The sequence below is a fragment of the Xanthocytophaga flava genome (genome assembly GCF_030068545.1).
Lineage (GTDB): Bacteria > Bacteroidota > Bacteroidia > Cytophagales > 172606-1 > Xanthocytophaga > Xanthocytophaga flava.
The window spans coordinates 101783-127445 of sequence record NZ_JASJOR010000023.1 but is presented as its reverse complement, the minus strand read 5'-3'; the positions used below and the strand labels follow the sequence as shown (position 1 = coordinate 127445).

Genomic DNA, 25663 nt, shown 5'->3' with positions numbered 1-25663 from the left:
CACAAGATGATTCCTGTGAGGCTTTTTAAGAATATATTAAAGCATCTTACCCAATCTGAACACGTTGGAAAGCAGAAACAGTTAAACCTTTGCTGATACCATCCAACATCTGAGCAACTGTTTTAGAACCATCTTTGATAAACTCCTGGTTCAACAATGTGCTTTCTTTAAAGAACTTGTTCAAACGGCCTTGAGCAATTTTCTCTAACATTGCTTCTGGTTTACCTTCGTTACGAGCCTGTTCTTTACCAATTTCAATTTCTTTCTCGATTACGTCAGTAGGTACTCCATCTTTATCCAGCGCAACTGGCTTCATCGCAGCGATTTGCATAGCAACATCTTTACCAGCATCTGTTACTTCCGCACCATTGATGTTTTTCAATGCAACCAATACACCAATTTTGCTATTACTATGCAGGTAGCTAATGATTTTCTCTCCTGTTACAATTGCATAACCAACCACATCGATTTTCTCTCCAATTTTACCAGTCAGTTCAGTGATATATTCCTGGATCGTACGATCATCTATTTTAGAAGCAACCAACGCTTCTTTATCAGCAGGCTTAGTAGATGTAGCCACATCTAGAATTTTCTGACCAAGGCTTAGGAATTCAGCGTTTTTACCAACTGATTCTGTTTCGCAAGCTAAACCAAAAATAACAGATTCAGTCTGTGCAGCGTTTGTCTGAATGAAAACAACACCCTCTTTTGTCTCGTTATCAGCACGTTTCAAAGAGATTTTCTCTCCTTTTTTACGTAAAATTTCAATTGCTTTGTCAAAGTCTCCATCTGCTTCGGTCAGGGCTTGTTTACAGTCCATCATCCCCATTCCGGTCATTTGACGTAGTTTGTTAACATCTTGTGCAGTAATTGCCATAATCAATCAGGATAGTTATGTGTGAAAAGTTAATGAGTTAAGTTTTCGTAAATCAGAGCAACCATCAGGTTAGCCTGCAAAATAAAAACCTACCTTCAATTAATAAATTCTTGTTTATTAAGAAATGGTTAATCTGGTTAGGTATTTAACCCGATTAGAGTAAACTATAATGGATATCTAAAAAAAATTGAACACTGAGGGTTCAATGTTCAATTTCTGATAGATGATATATATCAAACAAACTCAGCGTTTGGATTAACCTTCTGCTTCGTCTGTGTCTACAGAGGCAACGGAAGGAGCTTCATCTACAGCACGTTTTGTATCTTCCTCTTCTTGTAATTTCTGATCGTCTTTGTCTTTCTTACGCTCCATCAATCCTTCTTCGATAGCCTTTCCAATTGCAGATGTTACTAAAGAAATTGATTTGAAAGCATCATCGTTAGCTGGGATTGGGAAATCAACCAGGTTCGGGTTAGAGTTAGTATCACACATAGCGATAACAGGGATACCCAAACGACGAGCTTCAGCAATAGCGATATGTTCACGTTTTACATCTACTACAAACAACGCTGCTGGCAAACGAGTTAAATCAGCCAGACCACCCAACAACTTTTCCAACTTATCTTTCTCACGGCTCAGTGTCAAACGCTCACGCTTTGCAATACTTTGGTAAGACTCATCCTTCATCATTTTTTCCAGAGAAGACATTTTTTTCAATGACTTCCGGATTGTAGCGAAGTTAGTCAGCATACCACCTAACCAACGTTCAGTAACGTATGGCATTTTAAGGCGTTTTGCTTCTTCAGAAACCACTTCCTGTGCTTGTTTCTTTGTAGCAACAAACATGATCTTACGTCCAGAACGAACCATTTGACGAACAGCATGAGTAGCATCGTCCAGGCAAGCCAGGGTTTTGTTCAGATCAAGGATGTGAATTCCATTTTTCTCCATGAAGATGTATGGAGCCATGCGGGGATCCCATTTACGGGTAAGGTGACCAAAATGCACACCGGCATCCAGGAGGTCTTTATATTCTAATTGAGCCATTTACAGAGTTTTAGATCATTAGCAGGGCATCGGTCTCTGCAAGCCACCGCTAAATCAAATGAAATAAAATAAAATAGTGTTCTTATAGAAATGGTCTGAAACCACCTGCGCCAAGAACAAAAGCAGATTAACGCTTGCTGAACTGGAATCTACGACGAGCTTTACGACGACCGTATTTCTTACGTTCTACCATGCGAGGGTCACGAGTCAGATAACCTTCTTTTTTCAGGGCTGGGCGAAACTCAGCATTTACTTCACATAACGCACGGGCAATTGCCATACGCAATGCTTCAGCTTGTCCTGTAGTACCTCCACCTTTTACGTTTGCTTTCACATCGTAATTTCCCAAAGCCTGAATAGTAGCAAAAGGTTGGTTAACGATAGTTTGCAATACTTCTGTATGAAAATACTCTGTAAAACTACGGGCATTAACAGTAATATCGCCTTTACCTGGCTTCAGGTATACACGAGCTACTGAGGTCTTTCTTCGACCAATGGTATTAACCACTTCCATTTGTTTATTTTTTAATTTGTTTTCGTTTATCAGCTATATTGGATGTAACGATCACCTGATTTCCAGAAGAAGTACAGGCAAGCTTATTTACCAACTTTTACTTCTTTTGGCTGTTGAGCAGTATGTGGGTGCTCAGAACCACTGTATACGTACAAGTTAGTGAACAATCTGCGTCCTAAACGATTTTTAGGAAGCATACCTTTGATCGCGATTTCAACAATCTTAGCCGGATTCTTTTGCATGAATTCGCGGGGAGTTTTGAAACGCTGACCACCGGGATGACCTGTGTGACGGATGTATACTTTGTCAGTCATCTTATTGCCGGTCAAACGGATTTTGTCGGCGTTGATGATGATAACATTGTCACCACAGTCTACATGAGGCGTAAAACTAGGCTTGTGTTTGCCGCGGATGATCTTGGCAGCTTGACTTGCCAACCGTCCCAACACTTGAGATTCAGCGTCAATCACTACCCATCCTTTTTGTGCAGTAGCCTTGTTAGCTGAAACTGTTTTGTAACTTAAATGATCCATGAGTGAAAATAGTATCTTAAAGTAGGTAAAAACCTATGCTTTCAAAAATAGGACTGCAAAGGTATGGTATTTGAAAATCTAAAGCAAGCGGAGGTTTAAAATTTATTTGGCAGCTACAAAGCGTGTATTATAAGGCACATAAATCCTTTATAATGTACAAGTTTTCAGACAGTATTATCCCTCTGTCCACTCTTCGGTATGCCATTTATCCTGTGCATTATTGCGCCATGCACGCCAGCCATAGGGAAGATAATAGATGTGATTTAAAGAAGAATCTAATTCTACTAATCTTTTAAGACTAGCCACAACTCCATCTTCTTCCTTTGGATCTGTTTCACTGTGGAACTGCCAGTCACCATCTTCATTATGATATACATAGAGTATTGGCTTACCATCAAGCACCTGCTGGGTTGTAAATACAGCCAGATTGTGTTCCTCTAAAAATCGAAAATCTGTATTGCGATCCAGTAAAGGTTGTATAAATTTTAGATCTTGATCAAATCCTTCTTTCGATGGTAATATCCCCTTGTCATCAGGCCATATCAGTTGAAGAACTGGAAAATCTGATCCTTCATAATACCATCTGGCATATCCAAAATAATCAGAATAATATTCTTTGCTTACCTTTATAAATTCCACATCAAAATCTTCCAGAAAGTCTGCATAGGCGCAGTCTGTCTCAAGATTATATCCTTTCTCAATAAGATATCCTGCATTGTTAAGTACTTCTCCCAGCAACTCTGGCTCTAATCCAACACACACAATTTCCGGATGTTCATAGGTCTCATATAAGCCGATTGTATAAGCAAAAGCAGGCAAATAGCCATCGCTTTCGATTATTCCAATATGAAACCCGTATTTTTCAATATCACTGATAATCTGCGCTTCAGCTTCCTGATCGTGTTGATCATGATTAATTTCCATATCTATTTGATAAACGAGTAATGTTTTTAATAAACTATCTGAAACCAATTTTGGATTTGGGTGCTTCGTATGTTTGCTCTTCCTGATTGTAAATATCACATAAACGCATGGACTTAGTAATCTTTGTGAAGAAATTTAATGACTCTGATAGCTTTTGAGCTTTTTCCTGTATAAGTTCTCCAAATTCATATTTGGCAATAAGCCGGCCTTTCCGTAGTAGTGCACTATCTACAGACGAAAGCTGTGTATTAAAGGTACAAATGATCTGAATATTGAGGCAGTCAGAGAGTAGACCATCAGATAAATTGAGCAAGGTAGAAATAGCCGAACTCTGTGTCTGTGAACGATCTGTTATAATATTTTCGGCATCTTCTATTACCAGAATGGAATTGGGATTATCCAGTAATAACTCCATAAAGTCCGGACGGGCAATGTTTACAGCAAGTTCTGGAGGTAGAAATACTACCTTCTTGTTTACTTTTCCTACCAAATAACGAAGATACGTTGTTTTTCCTGTTCCGGGTAAACCATGTAATAATACCAAACCTTTATCATTTTTCTTATTCAGACGCTTCAAAATAACCTTATGGACAGGTTCGAAATCGTCATTGTAATGTGTATGAATGTTGAGTTTAGTTGGATTTACTTTTACAGAATTAAGCCTTAAATAGTCACTGCCTGTAAGTATATAAATTTCACGTTGCAGGTGTTTGCGGACAAATTCAGGTAGCTTCTGAGTCAGTGCGGCTAATTCAGAGGAGGAGTCTGCATGTAACAACAACAATTCATATTCGTTCAACAAAATGATCATCTCATTTTTCAATACAAAAATTGTCTCTATGTCTGACTTTTTGCGTACACTCAATGCCTCGCTTTTATAGGTATATATTGATTCAAGCACATCTTTATATTCTTTCTGAATCCAACTATTAATTTTCGGACTATCAATATCATAAAATACCATTACATTAAATAACTTACCAAACCGCAGAAAAAAATATCTTTTAATATTAAACAAATTGTCATTCATGAAGAGTGGTAAGGTATCTGTTCGCTTTTTTAATGTAGCTTCATCCACTTGTAACAATGACATCTGTTCATCAGAACCCAATTCATTCCCCGCGATAGCAATATGTTTTAACGTATTCATTATGAGAGACAATATTTATGAAATGAATGTATTTTCTTTCCTATTGATACAACTGAACAATAAAAAGTAATGTTTTCGAAAACAAAATAGTGATGGGCTGTTTTACTGTTTCATTTTCATCATAATTAATTCATTGTCAGCTAGTGAAAAACTGAATATATTAACCTTATCAAGCTGGTAAAATCAAGTCCGCTATTATAATCAGTTTTTCAAAAGAAATTTAGCGAGCAAGGGTAGCTGATATTTTTCATTAGGCGTAGTTTTTGTTGTAATATGACAAGATACGCAACCTTTATCTGCCACACTATTATAAGTATATTAATATCTAAACTAAAATTAGGATAGTAATAAAAATGCGTTGTATCTTTCGGGGCATCGCCAAAAGCCTATGGAAAATTTTTATGTAGATCTGGACCCATATAATCAGGTTACACCTTCACAAACAGAGCGGCAAATCCTACTTATCATAGGAATTTTATTTGGAATGGGTTCTGTTTTCTTATTTATTTTAGGATTGACCCAGACAGATATTTATCTGGTCATTTCGCTAGTCAATGCACTATTATGTCTTGGGCTGGCAATCGGAGCGGTATATCTTTACAAGGGGCGTAACCTCTATTCTTTACCATTAGGAACTTTTTTCCTACTCAACGAGGAGAAGATAAGTTATAAGTTTTCTCTTTTCTCTAAAGTCAGACAGTACAACTGGACAGAAATCAAGAAAGCAGAAATGAGTATGTTTGTGATCTACTTATGGATTGGAAACGAATTTCACGAGATAGATTTACAGGAAGTCAAAGACAAAGGACAACAACGCATTCTAAAGCAAAAATTTAAAGAAGCACTACAAACCCGCGAGTTTCTTCAACAACCTGCTTAAAATATAAAAGCCCTTGCAGATAGTTATCTGCAAGGGCTTTATGTTAATACAGACTCTTGGTTCTATTTCGCAATCTTCACCCGCACACCTTCTGAGTGACTGCTAAATTCGGGTGCGTACATACACTGAATAGTGCTTATTCCATTTGAGAAATCTCCTTTCTGAGAAACACGTAGTGCATATTCAAATACGTATGTTCCCTTAGGTAGATATCCCATAAAGAAATTGGTAGCCAAATCTCTTGGGCTTTCATAATACCACAATCCATCCTGGTATTTACTTCGGGAAATAGTTTCTACAGGTTCAAATCCGGCAGCACGCATATCTTTCAGATGCACATACTCCATTGTACGATCAGTTCTTAATTCTATACGTACTTTCACCAGATCTCCTACTTTGAGCTCTGTTCCTTCTGTAATAGGGGAAATAACAGGTCCACGGTCTGTATTCGTTTGTAAAAAGAGTTGTTTTTTTAGTTTCAATGGAGTTTCAGCAGGGGTAATTTTATCTAATTGCTCAAAGTACTGCCAGTACACGGCTCCCCAGGCAACTCCATCTGTTGGCTTAGAAACTGTAATCTTACCCATCTCTGGTGTAATTTCGCTCCCAGTCCAGGCCATTTTGAAGTACCCTGTACCTGCTTCCACTTTTGTAGCATCCTGTTTCAGTGGATCTATTTTCTCTTTGCCTACACTTACTTCTACCAAACGATCGTCTGCCAGTGCATCACTTCCTCTACGCAACAGAGCATAACAAGCTTCCGAAGTGGCTTTGGTCGTCTTCCAGTCTTGTGTCTGCTTTTGCTTCAGTAACCAAACCTTCAACTCATCTACAGCTTTTTGATCATTGGCAACTTCATCGTATACTTCAATCAGTAATGCCTGAGTTTCGATTGGAGCCTGATACCAGTAGTAACCATATTCATTTTTCCAGTACATTCCCATCTCTTCAGACTTCAAAGCCCGCTCATTCAGCGACTTGATAATAGCAGCAGGAACTGTCTTGTCGTTAAAGCGATGCAGTGCCAGTGCTACCATGCCTTCCATATAGGTATTATTGTTCAGCCAGTATTTCTTAGCCTGTCCCAGATAATAATTGAAAGCCTCTTTGTATGTACTATTTACTTCTACGTCTTTGAAGTAACTTCGTGTATACAAATAATGGTATTCAAAGTATCCAATGTGTTTCTCTTCTAGTTTGATACGACCTTTTTTAGCTTCCGCTTTCAGATATTCATAGTCGTTATGCATTTTACTATCGAGGAAACCTATTGCCTTCTGAGTCATCTGCCAGGTACGATTGTCTTCACGTACTGATTTTACACCCAAGGCATCCAGATGTCCCAAGCCTGACACAATGTGCTGTGTCATATAGCGGTCTTCAGGAAAACCGGGAAACCAGGAAAAACCACCACTGGAAAGCTGTGCCTTCTGTACTTTATCCAGTGCACGCTCCTGCTCATCTGCCATACGGTTAAGATCAAACAACAAAGCTACATTCCGCTTACGCTGGCTTTCGTCTTTGGCATTGAGTACCCAGGGAGTTTCTTCCAACAGCGCTGACTTTAGTTCCTGATTTTTTTCCAGGTTTGAAAGCAACGCATCTGGCTGATAGTTCTTCCAGGTATCAAATACACGTTTGATTTTTGGATTAGAGTTAGCAATATGCGAAGCCATGCTGTTGGCGTAAAAACGGGAGAAGGTCTGTTCTACACATTCATACGGATACTCCATCAGATAAGGTAGTGCTTGTACAGCATACCATGCGGGATTGGAAGTAAACTCTAATGTAAACCGATGACTTTTCAGTGTTTTAGAGTTATTGTTTACCAGTTTTTCCAGCTTGAATTCTTTGGTTTGCTTGCCTCGGATTGGCAAAGGCATTGTTTCTGTAACCAGCATGCGGTTGGTTACTACAGGTAACACCATAGATTCTCCATCTGAAAAATCGCCAGCTTTGGCAACTACTTTATATGAAATAGCCTGAATACCTTCAGGTATGGCAATACTCCAATCCAAAATAGTGCTTTGTTTGGCTTTCAGCGAAAAACTCTTCTGACTCTCTGTTTTACTAGTCAGCAAAGTAACAGGCTGCATGGTAAGAGCATCAAAAAACTCCAGTTGGGCTTGCCCATTCAGATCTTTATCAGATAGACTGGTAATCTTTACAGCAAACTGCATCTTGTCACCTTCCCGGAAAAAACGAGGCTGATTAGGAACTACCATCAAGTCTTTCTGGGTAACCAGTTCCTTAACCACACTACCGGACTGCAACTCTTTTGTATGGGCAAAACCCAGCATCTTCCAGCGGGTTAATGCTTCCGGAATGGTGAAGTTGATACTAATCTCACCTTTATCATTTGTCAATAAGTGAGGATAGAAGAAAGCCGTTTCACTAAAGTTTGTCCGAACCTTAACATTGGACATATCTACTTCATTGGTTTCAATTCCTCCTTTTACACTATCTTGTTTACGCGAAGAATTTTTAGCATCAGAATCCGCAACTACCGCAGGTGCCGCTTCTGCCATTCCCAGATCAACTGATTCTTCTTCCTTCATGGCAGATTTTTTTTGCTTTACCATGGGTGCGCCAGGCTTTGCACTTTCCATTTTCATATCTGCCATTATACCTTTGCTTCTATACAATCTACCTCCTCCACCAAAATAATAGCCAAACCAGTTCAGGTTATCATAAGACGGTCCGGAGTAGCTCCGATAATCTGAACGGCTCCACTCTTTCTGAAAACTTCTGAAATCGTCTTCTTCAAATCCATTCTGACTTTGCCAGCCTAACCGACCAGACACAGCATTGTAGAAACTGGCATACCAACCATGTGGACGGAATACATCCAGTGATGCATCATATAGCGTAGCCACCATTTCAGCCATTACTTTATCCGCTTGTTTGCCAGCAAGTTTTAACTTCCATTGTTCCTGTTGTCCAGGTTGAAGTTTGTCACGGAAGGTTTCAAATTGAATCTCCAGTTGTTTGTTGGTATAAGGCACTACAATGGTGGTATTCTCTGTATACAACCTGCCATCCCGGACAAAACTATAATGAACCATAATATTACCACGATACTCCTCTTTTACAGGTATTTCAAACCGATGTTGTTCATTTTTGAGTGTTATCCATTCCTGTGAAAGAATCTTACCGTCCTGTTCTACTTCATACAACATCTTTGCTTTGTCTGTAGCTGTACCAACCAACAGTGTAGCCTTTTCACCTGGCTCCGCTGTAGCCTTCAGACTGGATATTTCAAACATAGTTGGATAAGCTAATGTTTTTCCATCGGAGTCCATTACAGTAAAATAGGAGGTTTCCTTTACTGCTTGTCCGTATTTATCAGTAGAAGTAATTTCCAGTTGGTATTTGCCCAAACTCCAGCTCTTCAAATTGTTTACGGTAAACTCTTTTGCTTCACTGGTATTGAAATCAACAGACAGCACTTCCTTCTCTTTCTCCCATTTATAAAAATTTGACTCTTCAGCATACAAATCCTGAGGAAATAACTTATAATATTCTTCCTGAGAGAAAACATGTTTGTCAGGGCGTTCCCAAAGACGTTCGCGGAAAGCACGGGAAGGATTTTTTAACTTCCAGATTTTAATCGAACCCTTTGCTGCTTCAAACTCACCAGACAGGTTTGTTGTCCGGATAGTCCATTTCTTTTCCAATGCCTTTGCATCTGCTTTGTCTATATCTGGTGCATCTACTCCTACTACCAATGCCTTGTATCCTATACTTACCACCATCTGGGAGCTGTGAGTTTCACCATTAATATCTGTCACATCTGCATATACTTTATAATCAAATGTAGGATCAGATGATTTGTCAACAGACTCATCCGGAATGGCAGTAAAGGAAACCTGAAACTTGCCTGTAGCATCTGTTTGAGTTACACCATGAGTAATCTCCATTTCAGGAGAAGTGGGATAATACCCTCTCCAGTACCACCACCAAATAGGGAATCGTGCAGTACGTACAACCCGATAGGCAACCTGTGCGCCATCGATATTGGCCCCTGAATATGCCTGAGCAGTTCCTTCTGTTTGAATTGTTTCCCCCAAACGGAATGACCCTTTCACCGGATTGAATTTTACTTCAAACTTAGGGCGTTTGTATTCTTCTACAGAGAAGTAAACAATGCCTATTCCCGATACATTCAGGTACATTTGCCCCATCAATCCTTTGGAAGGAGTAGTAAATGTTCCGCTAAAGGTTCCATACTCATTGGTAGTTACCGTTTGTGTAGCTACAACCTGATGGTTTACATCATGGAAAGTAACAGTTGTAGTATAGTTAGGAAGAATCGTGGAAGTCCTCCCATCTGTGTTGTGTACCAAACCTTTGTAATACAAGGTTTGTCCAGGACGATAAATAGCCCGATCCAGAAACAGGATAGCATTTGTATGTGTTTCTGCTTTGCCATGCGGATACTGATACAGATGAGTTCCATAGTAACCTTCATCATCAATATCCCGCATGCTTAGTTTATCTTTCTGAGTACTAAACTCAACAAAGAAGTTACGGTCGTCATAGCTTTTGGCATTGCGATAGGGAACCACAAATCTTCCTTTGGCATCTGTCACATATACATTCTCTTTGTTGTATACATAATCCTGTAGCTTGGAACTATATTTTTGTACAAATACCTGAGCCTGTATACCAGCCATAGGCTCACCGGTCTGACGATGCAATACAAAAAATTCTGTACTACCTTCATCCAGATTGCGGTGTATATAACTAAGTGAAGAGATCGTAGTGAAAGCATAAGCCAAGCCATTTTTAGTAGTTTTAAAATCTGGAGTATTACTTAGCAAAACCATATATTCGCCTTCTGCAAGACCATCCAGTTTTATTTCCGTACTATGAGGTTGGTACTCTTTGTCATCTGATAATGTGTATTTGCCTGTTTTCAGAGCTGGTTTGGCCGTAGACCACTCCAGAAACTTTTGCTCCTGATCTACATTATAGTTATTACGCCACTTCATTCGTTGCGCATGCACTTCTTCACGATTCACTTTTACGAGACGCCAGTGTACCTCTGTTACATTGCGGTAAGTAACTAATGTGCGAAAAGGCAGATTGGGTAAGTTAACCTTCTCTACTTTCGCAGCTAGCGATTTCTGCTCCAGAGAGATTTGTAGATTATGACATAAAGCAGCGCCATCCGATTGAGGAAAACGTTTCTTTGCCTGATCACAAATCTCATAAGCCTTCTTCAAATCAAATTTATGCTCATCAGACTGTAAAGGTTTATACTGACCACCTTTTTCTACCCATATCTGAGCAATAGCATGAGTGACACGAGTCGAAACAGGATTTTTAATTGTTTTTTCTTCCAGACTTTGTAAGGCAGCCAGATACAATTCATTTTTGGTGGTCAATGTCAGATGTTGTTTCACAAAAGACAACCTTTCTATATCTAATGTAACCAACGCATCCGGATCTGCATCCTTCAAATGAAACCGAATTAGTTCCTGGTAGATCTGTAAAGCATGGAATTTCTGAGAAAGTGTATCCTGTGATGCCAGCTGAAGATTGGCGAAAGACTGTGCATCTTTCAGATAGTCTCCAGAACTGATTGTAAAGGAATAAGCAGGTTTGGTAATTTCAACTTCCTCACTGGTATAAAAACCCAAAGCCCGATGTGCCAGAAAGTCATAAAGTGTAGGACGTACTACTCTCCCTTCGGTGTTTCCGCTATGCAAAACTTCCTGATATACATCTATTTTTAACTTCTTTGATTCCTCAGCATTTTGTAAAGCCAGTTGGTGTTCATGAAAAGTCTCCTGTATAAGTTTATCCAGACCCCATGTTTCAATATCCTCATTGTTAAAGTTTACTGTCTCACTTCGATTACGAAATCTCCAGCGGTTATTGGTGTAATAATTCCAGTACATCTCTGCCAGCATGGAATGTAATACAGGCTTTACCGGAAAGTCAGCAGAGGAAATCTGCGTTCGTAATTCATTGATATTCTTAACAAATGCATTCTCTTCTTTGTAATCGGCAAACTTAAATTGGTGAATAACAGCCTTGACAAGTTGTGCAGAGTTTTTCTCAGTTTTGGCCTTCTGATAAATCTCATTTACTACTTTCAAAGCTGATTCGGGTAATCCTTTGTCTTCAAATTGTTGTACCTGTTTCCAGGCACCTGAATAATCATAGTTGGGCATAGAGGTTTTGTTTTGTGCGTACGCAAAAAATGTAAACAAAGCTGGTATAAGTGTAATAATAAGGTTTTTGTACAACATACCTTGTAAAGGTTTGGTAACTGAATGGGTGTTATTTTATGGAGGAGTTTAGTTCTGTATGAGTATTATACAAGTTAGTTGCCCTCGTAAGGCAATCGTTAACATACAGACTCTACTATTAGATTCAAAATTATTTTTGATTCCATAAAAGAATTGCCTGTAAGGTTTGCAACCAGATAGAGCTAACCTGTCCTTACATTCAAATAGATTGTCTATGAACGGATTGTCACTTCAAAAAATCAAGTAGGCGCTTTTATTAATCTGTAAAAATCTTCGAATCCGTGCTACCCATGATTCAGACAACCGACAAACAAGTCGTCACTAAACTGAAATCCGATTAACGAGATTACACATGAGCCATTAACCTAAAAACGGATCGACACAACAAACAACTGGCATCCAGGTTAGATTCAAAAATAACTTGTAGTCAGGTTGCTTTTAAAAATTACCTGCATACAGGTTGAAACCTGTGAACAAGTGGATTTCCGGTTGACTCTCTGAACAACCTGAACTCCAGTTAAAATAAAAAAAGACCTGAGTTCCGGTCAAAAAAGTTTTTGCCGTGAGTTAGGCACACGAGGTCTCTTGCCGTGAATTCATAGCAAAACAAAATTTGCCGTGAATTATGATCAAATCCTGTTTTCATGACCAGGCAACCGAGACAGGCTCAAACAGGAACCGTGCCGTGAACTATGCGCAAAAATAAAATTGCAGTGAATAAAGAGAAAGCACTCTGCTGGTCGAACTGACTACCTTGTCCTTTCTAAAAATCATTTTGCATTGAACTAAGCGTATTCATGGAGATTGATTTACTGCTCTTTAAATTGGAGATAGCTCCTGTTTCAATCTTTTTCAGGGTACTAATATCCCTGCAACATGACACCCGTTTACAGAAAAAGCCTTTTTGTTCAGAAACAAAAAGGCTTTTTCTGTATTACTAGAAGAGAATTTACTAACAAGCTGCCACAGCTTCTTCTTTGAATGACTTACGAGGTTTCAGATTTAATGTCTGGAACAACATTTTATCTGCATCTACTTCTGGGTTTGGAGTTGTCAGCAGTTTATCTCCGGCAAAAATAGAGTTAGCTCCTGCCAGAAAGCATAGTGCCTGCTCTTCTGTATTCATACGTATACGACCTGCGGATAAACGCACCATTGCACGTGGCATAATAATACGTGCAGTAGCAATCATTCGTACCATTTCCCATACAGAAACACGTTCTTGATCTTCCAGTGGAGTACCTTCTACAGGGACTAATGCATTCACAGGCACAGACTCAGGATGTTCAGGAAGGGTCGACAGTACATGCAACATGCCAATACGATCGTTTTCAGTTTCTCCTAATCCAATGATACCACCCGCACATACAGAGATACCAGACTTACGTACATGTTCAATTGTTTCCAGGCGATCGTCGTAATTACGGGTAGTGATGATTTCGTTGTAGAACTCCTCACTCGTATCCAGGTTATGGTTATAAGCATACAAACCTGCATCTTTCAGTTTCATTGCCTGATCAGGTGTCAGCATACCCAATGTACAGCATACTTCCATACCCATTTGGTTTACACCTTTGACCATATCCAGTACTTTGTCAAAGTCTTTGTTGTCACGTACTTCCCGCCAGGCAGCTCCCATACAAAAACGAGTACTGCCATTGTCTTTGGCTCGCTGGGCTGTTTCCAGCACTTCCTCTACCTCCAGCAATCTATGCACTTTTACATTAGTCTGATAGCGTGCGGCTTGTGGACAATAGGCACAGTCTTCCGGACAACCACCTGTTTTCACTGAAAGTAAAGTACAAACTTGCACTTCCTGTGGGTCGTGGTGCTGACGATGTACAGTGCCTGCACGATAAATCAAATCTAATATAGGAGAGTTGAAAATTTCAGCGATTTCTTCGCGGGTCCAGTCGTTACGAATCATAATTAATTAAGTTCTGGGTTCTTGGTTTGAAGTTTAACGTTGGCAAATCATCCCTTATTCAGAAAGAACGCAAGACGTATATTATCTTAGCGAGGCAAAATTACGATAAAAGTACAACAAAAAATCTACCCTTGATAAGGTTTCTGTGTTTTGGATGGAAACGAAGGAATCGCAAATAGAGTTTCCTAAGGTTATTCAAATAGAGTTTCCTAAGGTTATTGATGAGTAAATATACTTTCTAATAGGCGTATACCTTAGAATGGGAAGTCAACAGACTACATAAACAATTAAAGTTAATATCCCATTCTTATACAATTCTTGTCTACTTTCTAAGAAAAGCTGTGAGAGTCTGATTTATACATTTTCTAAAAATAAATAACCTTATCTATTTCGGGTAGCATATAGTTAAGTTGACTTAAAATAAATGGAATTTCTGTTATATTCTTTTGGAGGATATATGTGCTTGTTAATGAGGCGATTTAGGTCTGTAGTTATTCTAGTCCAGTTTTTAATCATGGAAAAAGCATATTTTATTTTTATGTTCTCACAGGTGGTAACCGGAAGATAGTTCACTCTTTTTGTTAAACAAGAAGAATAATTTGCCCCAGGAAGAAAAAATATGCATTTTGCCTGAATAAAAAGCGCATATCTGCATCAAATCTTACGTGAGGTATATATCTTATTATTTTCATATCTGCCTTTTTTTAATTACCTCGCTGTAAATCAGTTGAATAAAATAAAATTATTACATGCGCGTAACATACACATCATATTGCACGTATTGAGTACGAGTAAGCTAATTTATGAAAATTAATAGTTTAGATAAAGAAGACCTGACCATTCTGGTAGTAGATGGAGAGTTGGATGCAAGTTCTTCCATTTTGCTGGATGAATCAATTGAATCGGTAGTTGCGCAGGGAAAGAAGAAAATACTAATTGACGGACAATCCTTGAATTATATTTCTTCTGCGGGGTTAGGTGTTTTCATGTCACATGTACAGGAATTTGAAGAAAAAGGAATACAAATGATTCTTTTCGGCCTGAACGAGAAAGTTCTGCGGGTATTTCAGATACTAGGCCTGGACCAGCTCCTTTCCATTACAGCTTCAGAGGACGAAGCCATACAATTGTTAAATGCAAGTTTGTAATATTGGATGACAAAATATTTACTAATTACAAAGCCTGCATAGGATGTCAAATCAATATGTAAGTGAGATGAATTACCACTATCAGTTTTCGTGTGACCGGAGGAATCTGAAATCAGTGCGGGATTTTGTAGCATCTGTACTGCGTGACGAGAATTTTTCTGAAAATGAGATTCCTGCAGTTGTATTGGCTGTAGATGAAATCTGTGCTAATCTGATTGTTCACTCCCATCAGTCAGATCCTAATGATGTAATCGAAATTTGGTTGAAAGTTACTCTTGAAACCGTAATTTGTGAGATTATTGATCAGGACAGTATGTTCTATGACTTTTCAGCCCATAAAAATCCGGATATTCACCAGATTGTACGGGAAGGAAAAAATGGAGGAGTTGGCTTGATGCTTGTTAAATGTCTGGTTGATAAAGTAGAAGTAGAACGTCATGGTACACAAAGTATATGGCGTTTGACTAAAGAATCTCCACGCCCTGTATTTAATTCATAATCAGGATAAACTATTGTTTTTTGCTGATCCAGAGTTATTGCTCTGGATTTTTATTTTCTGGTTTGTATGTGTGATTACCAGTTGTATGTTTGGTAAGTAAAAAACACAGAAAACTTACAACTATCTCTTTATTTTCTGAGGGACAGACTATTTACTTTAAAAAATCGTTAAAATTGCGTTCTGTTTTTACGAAACTTTACGTATGCGAATTTTTCACCGAATAATGATTGTAGTGGCCCTGGTTTTGTATTGGGGATGTAAGACCAATAAATCGGCTACTCAAAACACTACTACCAATCCAGCAGACCCTGTTATTGCCTACCTTGGCCAGACGCCAGTGTATCGTTCAGAGTTTTTATATGTATATGATAAAAATGGCGGTATTGCAGATACTACCAATCAGGTAAAAAGTATTGCAGAATACCTGGATCTGTATCTCAACTTCAGGTTAAAAGTTCAGGAAGCTGAAAGCATGGGACTCGATACACTAGGTTCATTTAAACAAGAGCTTTCCGGCTACCGTGAACAATTGGGAGAGCCTTACTTGGTTGACAGCAGTGTAACACGTACGCTAATACGAGAAGCCTATGAGCACATGAAAGAAGAAATCCGGGCTTCACATATTCTGCTTTCTGTATCTCCTGAAGCTCCTCCTGAAGATACAGCAAAAATATATAACCAGATTCTGGAAATCAGACAAAAGGCACTCAATGGCCAGGACTTTAATGAACTGGCACGACAAAGTTCCCAAGATCCTTCTGTACAAACAAATGGTGGTGATCTGGGATACTTTACTGCTTTGCAGATGGTGTATCCTTTTGAGAAAGCTGCCTATCAGACTCCGGTAGGTTCTATTTCACAACCTGTACGTACTAAGTTCGGCTATCACCTGCTGAAAATAGCAGATCGTCGTCCTAGTCGCGGAAAAGTAACCGTAGCACATATTATGGTACGTATCAATCCGGATGCTCCGGAAGCTGATGCCAAAGCTGCAAAGCAGAAGATAGACGAGATCTACAGTCGTATTCAAAAAGGCGAAAGCTGGGATAAATTATGTGCTGATTTCTCAGAAGATGGCAACTCACGTAACAAAGGTGGTGTATTAGCACCATTCAGTACAGGTAGTACACTTCCTGAATTTGAAAATGTTGCCTTTGCACTAAATAATAAAGGTGATATCAGTCAACCTATACAAACACCTTATGGCTGGCATATTCTGAAGTTAATTGAGAAGAAGAATCTGGAAACTTTTACCCAACTGGAACCAACCTTACGCCAAAAGGTAACGAAAGATTCCCGTTCAGAACTCAATCGTAAACTACTTTTAGACCGATTGCGTAAAGAAGATAAACTGGTTGAGAATGCAGATGTCCGGAAAATTGCTTTTGCTCAGGCTACAGACTCACTAAAGAGAGCTGTATGGAAATACAATGAGACGGATAAAAACTTGGGTCTGACGTTATTTACAATCAAAAATCAGAAATACACAGTTAAAGAATTTTTTAACTATGTAAAAGCCAATCAACAGCCTCGTGAGAAACTGACACCAGTTTATCAGATGCAATTGCTTTATACAGAGTTTGTCAATGAGTCTCTTATCAAATATGAAAAGCAACATCTGGAAGAGAAGTATCCTGATTTCAAATATCTTTTAAAAGAGTACCATGATGGGATCCTGCTGTTTCAACGGATGGAGTCAGAGGTATGGTCTAAATCATTATCTGATACAATCGGACAAAAGCGATATTATGAAGCCAACAAGACTAATTATCAGTGGAAGCAACGGGTAATAGGGACTATTTATAATGCAGCAGATAACAGTGTACTTACAGAACTAAAATCCAAACTGGCTAGCCGACCTTTTGCGGTGACCAATCCAAAGTATCCGGCATTGTCTTTTGCAAAGAATGTAACTACATTGACCCCTCAACAAAAAGAACAGCTTGATCAGATTATTCAAACGTTGAATCTGGACAAAGCACTCATAGTGGAAATTTCCGGACACGCAGATAAGAGCGAAAAAGCTGGGACATCAGCGGCCCGTAATCAGGCAGTAAGCACCTATCTGACAGAACACGGCGCAGATATCACACAATTGATTATTCGCGATTTTGGCTCTTCTACTCCAGCGTCTCGTACTGATGCTAAACGCAATTCGCGTGTAGCATTTGCGATGGTGAGCAATGATAAGAGTGTTCTGGAAAGACAGCTGAATGCGAAAAAGCCATTGAGCATCGAAATTACGGAAGGTATCTTCCAAAAAGGAGATAATGCAGTACTTGATCAGATTACCTGGAAACCTGGTACATATACAATCAATAATAATGGACGTGTTGTATATATAGAGATCGTAAGTGTAGAGGAACCTCGGGTTAAAACATTTGAAGAAGCACGTGGTCAACTGATTTCAGATTACCAGAGTTATCTTGAAAAAGACTGGCTGAATAGTCTTCGCCAGAAATTCCCGATAAAACTGGTAGATACAGAAATTGAAGCCTTGAAGAACAGAAAATAAGTAAAGTCCCGCCCCGGCGGGATTTTTTGTATACCAACCATTTGCATTCATTAAAATGAAGTTTATACTCCATACTATCCTTTTTCTTGGGTTTCTGTATTTGCTTGTATGTGTCATTCTGTTTTTCCTACAGGAAAAGTTATTATTCTACCCTGAGAAATTATCTTCTGACCATAAATTCAGTTTTTTAACTTCGTTTGAAGAAATTAATCTTCATCCAGATTCCAGTACTACAATTAATGCCTTACTATTCAAACATCCTGATCCCAAAGGTGTAATTCTGTATTTTCATGGCAATGCTGGTTCGCTGCAAAGTTGGGGAGCAGAAGGAGAATACCTAAGTCGGTTTAAATATGATGTACTGATGGTTGATTATAGGGAATATGGAAAGAGCCGAGGTGTGGTAAGCGAACAAAATATATATAAGGATGCACAATATATATACGAATATCTAAAGAAAGCCTATACAGAAGAAGAGATAATCGTTTTTGGAAGATCACTGGGTACAGGCATCGCTACATTTGTAGCCTCTCAAAATTCTCCGGAAAAACTGATTCTGGAAAGTCCTTATTATAGTATGCGAGCTGTTGCTCAGGATCGGTTTCCATGGCTTCCCATTCGATTATTGTTACGATATCCCCTTCTGACCTATACCTTTATTGACAAGGTACGCTGCCCTATCTGTATTTTTCATGGAACTCAGGATGAGGTTATTCCTTATCAGTTTGGCTGGCAATTGAAAAAACTATTGAAAAAAGAGGATCGGTTTATTACAGTGCAAGGAGGGCATCATAATGATCTGGGACAGTTTTATGAATATGAGAAAGCACTGACTTTGTTTTTATTATGAAAATAAAGTGGGTATAAGTTAAAATAGACAAGTATACAAGCATGGGTTTATAAATCTATCGGTTTTTATCTTTTTTCATATAATTTCTTTTGACTGCTTGCAAAATCAACTAAAAAATCTTTTTTTCGATGACGTTTTGCAGTGTATACCTAATCACCAAACCACATTGATTTATGTTCCTAAAAAATTACGTACGTGAGACCTCTCTTTTTTTGCTTGCTTTAAGTGGTGTACTTCTTTTGAATTCCTGCGGAGGTGAGAAAAAAGCAGATGAGACTACAGCAGTAGATACTGCAGCAACCATGACAGAAGATACTACAGCCGTTGAACCTACTGCTACATCTCCTATTCTGAGTGCACTTCCTAAAACCAGCGATATTCCTGCTACAATCCAATTGACTGGCGCTGATTTTAATCAGTCTTTGATTAATCCATCCAGTAAAGTGGCAAGTTACACTACTACCAATGATAAAGCTGCATTGAATCTGGGTGCTTATGCAACTGATATCGGCTACCTGAGCGTATACAAAAAAACACAGGATGTCTTGACTTATCTGAAAGGGGCACAGAAACTTTCTGACCATCTTGGATTAAGCAATGCATTTGGAGAAGCTATGCAGAAACGTTTTCAGAGCAACCTGGCTACAGAAGATTCTCTGGTTAAGATTGTAGATGAGTCTATGCTATATGTTCGCAAATACCTTGCAGACAATCAGCGTGATGCTACTGGTGCTCTGGTTGTTACTGGTAGTTTTGTAGAAGGCTTATACATTTCAACAGGATTGATTAAGAAATATCCAAAAGATGTTCCTGCGGATGTACGTAATGGTGTATTGACTCAGTTGATTCTTGATATTATCAAACAGAAACAATCACTGGCAGACTTGATTACAATTCTTAAGAGTGTAAAGCAAGATGAAGCAGTTGTGGCTTATACTCAAAAGCTAAATGATCTGTATGGACAGTTTGAGGCACTAAAATTCGAAGAAAGCCTGAAAAGCAATGCAGGAAACTTTGCAGTAACAGATAAGACATTAACAGAGATTACCAAAAAGGTAGAAGCTATTCGTGCTGATATTGTGAAATAAGCAAAATATATATCTATATAACAAAGAGCGTGTTTTAGTAATAAGACACGCTTTTGTTTTTATACTAATTTTTAATCGGGATTAAACGTTTGCCTTTATTTCTTATCTAACTGCTTGGCAACTCACTACAAATAGTAACAGATCTTAGTGATTACTTTTGTTTTTAACTTCTCTACGCTTTGGAAGACAAACAGATTCTAGAGCAGTTCCGGATTGCGGAAACGCGAACTGCTGCATTTAATGCGTTAGTAAAAAAGTACCAGCAAAAAATCTATTGGCACATACGGAAGATGGTCATAGATCATGATGATGCAGATGATTTAACACAGGAGGTCTTTATTAAAGTTTGGCATAACCTTGGTGAGTTTCGGGCAGAGGCTCAGCTGTATACCTGGTTATATCGTATTGCCAGCAATGAGTGTCTCAACTTTCTAAGCAAGAAGAAACGGGCTTCTCTGACCTCTATTGATGATGTTGTTGCTAATGAGCTAAGTCAGAAACTGGACGAAGGGGTACTGATATCAGGAGACGAGATACAAATCAAATTACAGAAAGCGTTGTTACGTTTACCCGATAAACAGAGGCTTGTATTTAATATGAAGTACTATGATGAACTTACCTATCAGGAAATCTCTGAGATTACCGGAACATCCGAAGGTGCATTAAAAGCGTCTTATCATCTGGCTGTGAAAAAAATAGAAGAATATCTGATTTCGAATTAAACTTTTATAAAAAGAACAAGTCAAAGTTGTAGAAATCTGCTGCTTATACCATAAAAATAGATGTAACCGCCTGTGAGTGATGGAATCAAAAATTAATCTGCAAAACCTAACCAGGGAAAATATTTTTCAAATACCGGAACAATACTTTGCCTCATTGCCTTCTGCAATTCAGAAACGTTTGGCAGAGGCAAGCAATACTGCGTTGAACAACGATAAACCATTGTTGGAATATAGTGCTATAGAGGAAATAACCATAGATCACATTTTTATTACACCGCCCGATTATTTTGAAAATCTTTACCAAAAAATTCAGAGCAAAATACTCAACCAAAGCAATTCTCCAATTAAACTGAAGTTATCTGCATTGGATGGTTTTGAATCAGAACTGGAAAATAAACATGAACATATAGTGCCTGAAAACTATTTTGAGACACTATCAAATCGTATCATTACACGACTGGCTTCTTCAGAAACAAGTAAACCATTGGATTTTGAGGAACTGGATAATGCTGAATCAGGGATATTGGCAAGTATACCTAAACAGAACATATTCCAGATACCTGACAACTATTTTGAGAAGCTGAATATTCAGCTGGACGAAGATGATGTGATTGAAGAATCGACTAGTGAGAAAACAAAATCCATACGATTGATTCCTTCATGGGTAAGATATACAACTGTAGCAGCCGCCTCTGTGCTTTTATTGATGACAGGATACTGGTTTTATTCGTCGACCACTTCTTCTTCTCAGGAATGTACAGAATTACTTTGCAATCTGACAGATGAAGAAATACTACATTATCTTGAAAAACAGGATACCCGATTGACAACTACTCAAATGCCTGCTATCTCAACCAAACATACAGATAGTGAGATAGTAGATCCAATAGATATAAGTGATGAAGATATATTGAATGCTGCCGAAGGTATAGAATAATAATTATTTTTAACGAACATGATATTTAGAAAGCAGAAGATGAGGACATGGATACATGTGCTGTTGTTAATGATAAGTAATATAACTGTAGTATTAGCTCAGGACGAAGATACAGGAGAGGATAGGGTACAATCTGCTAAAGTAGCATTGATTACTCGTCGGCTAAACCTGACAACAGAGCAGTCTTCTCCTTTCTGGGCAGTATATGACGAGTTTGATAAAGAAAGAAAAGACAATATTCGATCTCTGAATAAACTGAAAGATAGGCTTCAGATTGCTTCTGATGATGAATTGAAAGCTGCATTAAAACAAATGATAGAGGTAAGGCAAAAAGATGTATCTATTGAAAGAGAATATCTAAATAAGTTTACAAAGGTGATAACCTCACGTCAAACTGCTGACTTGTATAAGGTTGAGTTTGAATTTCAGAAGGCCATATGGGACAGAGTAGTAAAAGGATCTGGAAAAAATGGAGAATCCCTTGAAAGTGAACGAGTTGCTTTTCTGACAAATAAGATGAAGTTAACTGCTGAACAAGCGAAACAATTCTGGCCGGTATACAATGAGTTTGAAAAAGAGAAAGAGCAGAGTCAACAGCTTGCATCACAAGTACGAAACAGTATTAGTTCGAGCTCCAGTGAAGAAGAAATAAAAAGTGTATTGAAACAACTCATTGAACTTCGGCAGAAAGAGGTTGATAGTATGAGACGTCAGGTAGATAAGTTTCTGAAAATAGTCAATAGTCGTCAGGTAGCTATGTTTTATAAAGGAGAGATCGACTTTCGAAGAAAGATTATCCGGGAGTGGCGGGAACAGCGTAGGGAACGTATTGACAATATGGGAGGACGACGCCAGCAGTTTCGGGACCACTGATACAAGTACAATAACGGTTGAATTATTAAAAATACCCCAACAGATAAACTCTCGGGGTATTTTTATGTAAACGAATTAGATCTTACCTACCATATCTTCAGGTTTTACCCATTCATCAAATTCTGCTTCAGTCAGATAGCCAAGTTTTAATGCCGTCTCTTTCAGCGTTTTGCCTTCTTTGTGAGCAGTTTGGGCAATCTCAGCAGCTTTGTAGTAACCAATTTTTGTATTGAGGGCAGTTACAAGCATTAGTGAGCTTTCTACGTGCTTGCGAATGTTGGCTTCCAGTGGCTCAATTCCTTCTGCACACTTATCGTTAAAGGATACACATACATCTCCAATCAAACGGGCTGAATGCAGGAAGTTATAGATCATAACAGGTTTGAACACGTTCAGTTCAAAGTGACCATTAGATCCGCCAATATTGATCGCAACATCATTACCTAATACCTGAGCAGCAACCATTGTCATCGCTTCACACTGTGTTGGATTTACTTTACCTGGCATGATAGAAGAACCCGGTTCATTATCAGGAATAAAGATCTCACCTATCCCTGCACGTGGACCTGATGACAACATACGGATGTCATTACCGATCTTCATCAGACTTACAGCCACTGTTTTCAATGCGCCATGAGCCTCTACAATTGCATCATGAGCTGCCAGTGCTTCAAATTTATTTTCAGCAGTAATAAATGGAAGACCTGTAAGGCTTGCAATATGTTTGGCTACATTCTCTGAATAATTTGGAGGAGTATTGATCCCTGTACCAACAGCAGTACCACCCAATGCCAGTTCTGATAAGTGTGCCAATGTATTTTTAATAGCTTTCAACCCATGGTCCAGCTGAGATACATAACCTGAAAATTCCTGTCCCAATGTCAGAGGTGTTGCATCCATGAAGTGAGTACGTCCGATCTTTACTACTTTCATGAATTTTTGCGCTTTGGCAGCTAGCGTATTGCGAAGTTTCTCTATACCGGGGATAGTTACTTCAATCAACATTTTGTAGGCTGCAATGTGCATTGCAGTTGGAAATGTATCATTAGAGGACTGGGATTTATTGACATCATCATTGGGATGCAGTGCTTTCTTCTCATCTGTAAGGTTTCCTCCATTGATAACGTGAGCCCGATACGCAACAACCTCATTTACGTTCATGTTAGATTGTGTACCAGAACCAGTCTGCCATACAACCAATGGAAACTGGTCATCTAATTTACCTGCCAGCACTTCATCACATGCTTTACCGATCAGATCACATTTTTCTTTTGGTAGTACACCTGCATCCAGGTTTGTCAATGCCGCTGCCTTTTTCAGATACGCAAATGCCTGGATAATCTCACGAGGCATCTTATTAATATCCTGAGCTATTTTGAAATTTTCAATGGAACGTTGGGTTTGTGCACCCCAATATACGTGGGAAGGTACTTTTACTTCTCCCATCGTATCTTTTTCAATTCTATAATCCATGAATCAAAAGAATAAATTGAGTAAAACGATCAAAAAATAATCTCTTTGTAAAATAATAGTCCCCAAACTATTTAAGCCAGTTAAAGTCCGGGCTTTCAGAAATAGCCGTTGCCAGTTCCTGTAATGTTAGAGTATCATTCAGTAAGTCATAGATTAAGCGGACTACCTGTGTTTGCTTTTCCTCCGAGTTGACACTACACGCAAAAGTAGAGCCTTCTGAATCAAAGTTTACATCTTCCAGAAAAGCTGGATCTTTCCTTTCTATATAGTTAGCAATCAATACCTCCCATGTATATCCTGACACATCCAGACCTGCATTCTCCAGAATTTTAATTTGATCTTCATACTCTCCATCTAAATCATAACTGGTATCTACTCCATAGCAAGGTTCATTATTGGCCATAATTTCTGCCTTGATAAATGTCAAACTAAATGGAGGATAAAGTTCACTGTCATCCCATCCTTCATCATGAACATTTCTCATAAATTTACTTAGTGATTAACTAGGTCTGATAGCGCAAATGTACAAAGCAAATTAACTTTTAATGCCTTTAAACCAGATTTTATAAAAGGTTAATCGAAAAAAGTTTCCCAAAAACAAAGCCCCGCAACAGATCTGGTATTGCGGGGCTTTGTTTTTTATTTGATCAGATTTTTTTGTCGGAGTATGCGTTCAAAAAATTTGAGATCGTTATCTGAGTTAAAGATATTAAAAGGAAGATGGATAAATTGTCCACGGGATAATACCAGTGTATAGGCATCTTTCTCTTTGTAAACATCTTTTACCATATCCCAGCCAATCTGCATTCCTTCTTTGGCATTAATCATGGCATTGATCTGCTTGGTATTGATGTCATAAGAAAATTTATCAAACATCACTTTGTATTGTTCAAGCTGAGAGATGCCAGTAAATTGAATGGCCCAGAACAAAACATAACCCAATGCTACCAGAAACGCAATAAGATAGATCCACCAGTTGGTATACACCTTTGTTACATTGAGAATAATGTTTAAAACAATAATTCCAACAGGCACAAACACCCAGTACCACTGAGTTTTAAGGAGATGTGTCATTCCAAGCCGTACATATACTTTTTTATCCATCTGATACTTTTTCGTCTTCGCGCCAGGTACAGGTACAGCCTGCTGTTGCATCATTGGATTACGGAAAAACTGATTCGGATTACGTGCCATATATGGTAAAAATTAATAAATATGCAATATAGTGTATTTTTTAATTGGTTGATTATTAGATGCGTATATGGTGATTTTGCCTTTTTATCTAAAATTGTATAATGACAAGAATGATAAAAAAATGTATACTTTATATGTCTTCACTATGAAATAGTATGAATTAAAATAGTTTCTACACTTTTCCCCAATCAGGAATACAAAGGTAGATAAGTAATTATATAAATAAAACCGTTGACAGAGAAGAATTTTAAA

Annotated in this window: 20 protein-coding genes; 9 read left to right on the top strand and 11 right to left on the bottom strand. The window is 38.4% G+C overall.

All coding sequences use genetic code 11. The annotated features are described in order from the left end of the window. Positions 1-46: 46 nt before the first annotated feature. From tsf to QNI15_RS27710, 6 genes are all read right to left on the bottom strand, one after another. On the bottom strand, positions 47-877 hold the full coding sequence (gene tsf / locus QNI15_RS27735; protein ID WP_313980857.1) for a translation elongation factor Ts: 831 nt from the start codon (positions 875-877) through the stop codon (positions 47-49). Positions 878-1132: 255 nt separating this feature from the next. Next, a complete protein-coding gene (gene rpsB, locus QNI15_RS27730; protein ID WP_313980860.1) occupies positions 1133-1924 on the bottom strand; it encodes a 30S ribosomal protein S2 in 792 nt (263 codons plus the stop codon). Positions 1925-2051: 127 nt separating this feature from the next. After that, positions 2052-2438 (bottom strand): 30S ribosomal protein S9, encoded by a 387-nt coding sequence (gene rpsI / locus QNI15_RS27725; protein ID WP_313980862.1) that lies wholly within the window; start codon positions 2436-2438, stop codon positions 2052-2054. 83 nt (positions 2439-2521) lie between these two features. Next, on the bottom strand, positions 2522-2971 hold the full coding sequence (gene rplM / locus QNI15_RS27720; RefSeq protein ID WP_313980865.1) for a 50S ribosomal protein L13: 450 nt from the start codon (positions 2969-2971) through the stop codon (positions 2522-2524). Between the two features lie 174 nt (positions 2972-3145). Beyond that, complete coding sequence (locus QNI15_RS27715; protein ID WP_313991604.1) at positions 3146-3895, bottom strand: DUF4262 domain-containing protein; 750 nt, start codon at positions 3893-3895, stop codon at positions 3146-3148. 34 nt (positions 3896-3929) lie between these two features. Next, complete coding sequence (locus tag QNI15_RS27710; RefSeq protein ID WP_313991606.1) at positions 3930-5045, bottom strand: AAA family ATPase; 1116 nt, start codon at positions 5043-5045, stop codon at positions 3930-3932. A 388-nt stretch (positions 5046-5433) separates the two neighbouring features. Between QNI15_RS27710 and QNI15_RS27705 the strand changes: the two genes are divergently transcribed. Further along, positions 5434-5925, top strand: a complete 492-nt coding sequence (locus QNI15_RS27705) for a hypothetical protein (RefSeq protein ID WP_314034877.1) — start codon at positions 5434-5436, stop codon at positions 5923-5925. A 62-nt stretch (positions 5926-5987) separates the two neighbouring features. Here QNI15_RS27705 and QNI15_RS27700 read toward each other — a convergent pair whose 3' ends face one another. Continuing rightward, positions 5988-12185: an alpha-2-macroglobulin family protein gene (locus QNI15_RS27700; protein WP_314034875.1), complete on the bottom strand. Its 6198-nt coding sequence runs from the start codon at positions 12183-12185 to the stop codon at positions 5988-5990. A 952-nt stretch (positions 12186-13137) separates the two neighbouring features. Continuing rightward, on the bottom strand, positions 13138-14112 hold the full coding sequence (gene bioB, locus QNI15_RS27695) for a biotin synthase BioB (protein ID WP_313991614.1): 975 nt from the start codon (positions 14110-14112) through the stop codon (positions 13138-13140). An 803-nt stretch (positions 14113-14915) separates the two neighbouring features. Here bioB and QNI15_RS27690 point away from each other — a divergent pair. From QNI15_RS27690 to QNI15_RS27655, 8 genes are all read left to right on the top strand, one after another. Next, the gene (locus QNI15_RS27690) at positions 14916-15260 is read left to right on the top strand and encodes an STAS domain-containing protein (RefSeq protein WP_313991618.1); all 345 of its coding nucleotides are present in this window, start codon (positions 14916-14918) and stop codon (positions 15258-15260) included. 43 nt (positions 15261-15303) lie between these two features. Further along, complete coding sequence (locus tag QNI15_RS27685) at positions 15304-15759, top strand: ATP-binding protein (RefSeq protein WP_313991620.1); 456 nt, start codon at positions 15304-15306, stop codon at positions 15757-15759. Positions 15760-15961: 202 nt separating this feature from the next. Beyond that, complete coding sequence (locus QNI15_RS27680; protein ID WP_314034872.1) at positions 15962-18274, top strand: peptidylprolyl isomerase; 2313 nt, start codon at positions 15962-15964, stop codon at positions 18272-18274. Positions 18275-18329: 55 nt separating this feature from the next. Continuing rightward, positions 18330-19124, top strand: a complete 795-nt coding sequence (locus QNI15_RS27675; RefSeq protein WP_314034870.1) for an alpha/beta hydrolase — start codon at positions 18330-18332, stop codon at positions 19122-19124. 173 nt (positions 19125-19297) lie between these two features. After that, complete coding sequence (locus tag QNI15_RS27670; RefSeq protein ID WP_314034868.1) at positions 19298-20212, top strand: hypothetical protein; 915 nt, start codon at positions 19298-19300, stop codon at positions 20210-20212. A 179-nt stretch (positions 20213-20391) separates the two neighbouring features. Next, positions 20392-20934 carry an RNA polymerase sigma factor gene (locus QNI15_RS27665; RefSeq protein WP_313980889.1) on the top strand — a complete coding sequence of 181 codons (543 nt, stop codon included), beginning with the start codon at positions 20392-20394 and terminating at the stop codon, positions 20932-20934. Between the two features lie 79 nt (positions 20935-21013). Continuing rightward, positions 21014-21871 carry a hypothetical protein gene (locus QNI15_RS27660; RefSeq protein WP_313991629.1) on the top strand — a complete coding sequence of 286 codons (858 nt, stop codon included), beginning with the start codon at positions 21014-21016 and terminating at the stop codon, positions 21869-21871. An 18-nt stretch (positions 21872-21889) separates the two neighbouring features. Next, positions 21890-22744, top strand: coding sequence for a hypothetical protein (locus QNI15_RS27655; protein WP_313991632.1), 855 nt, complete (start codon positions 21890-21892; stop codon positions 22742-22744). A gap of 75 nt (positions 22745-22819) precedes the next feature. Here QNI15_RS27655 and fumC read toward each other — a convergent pair whose 3' ends face one another. The 3 genes from fumC to QNI15_RS27640 all read right to left on the bottom strand — a co-directional run bounded on the left by fumC (position 22820) and on the right by QNI15_RS27640 (position 25411). After that, positions 22820-24217, bottom strand: a complete 1398-nt coding sequence (fumC, locus tag QNI15_RS27650; RefSeq protein WP_313991634.1) for a class II fumarate hydratase — start codon at positions 24215-24217, stop codon at positions 22820-22822. Between the two features lie 67 nt (positions 24218-24284). Continuing rightward, the gene (locus QNI15_RS27645) at positions 24285-24701 is read right to left on the bottom strand and encodes an Imm51 family immunity protein (RefSeq protein WP_313991637.1); all 417 of its coding nucleotides are present in this window, start codon (positions 24699-24701) and stop codon (positions 24285-24287) included. Positions 24702-24856: 155 nt separating this feature from the next. Beyond that, positions 24857-25411, bottom strand: a complete 555-nt coding sequence (locus QNI15_RS27640) for a YcxB family protein (RefSeq protein WP_313980897.1) — start codon at positions 25409-25411, stop codon at positions 24857-24859. Between the last annotated feature and the right edge of the window lie 252 nt (positions 25412-25663).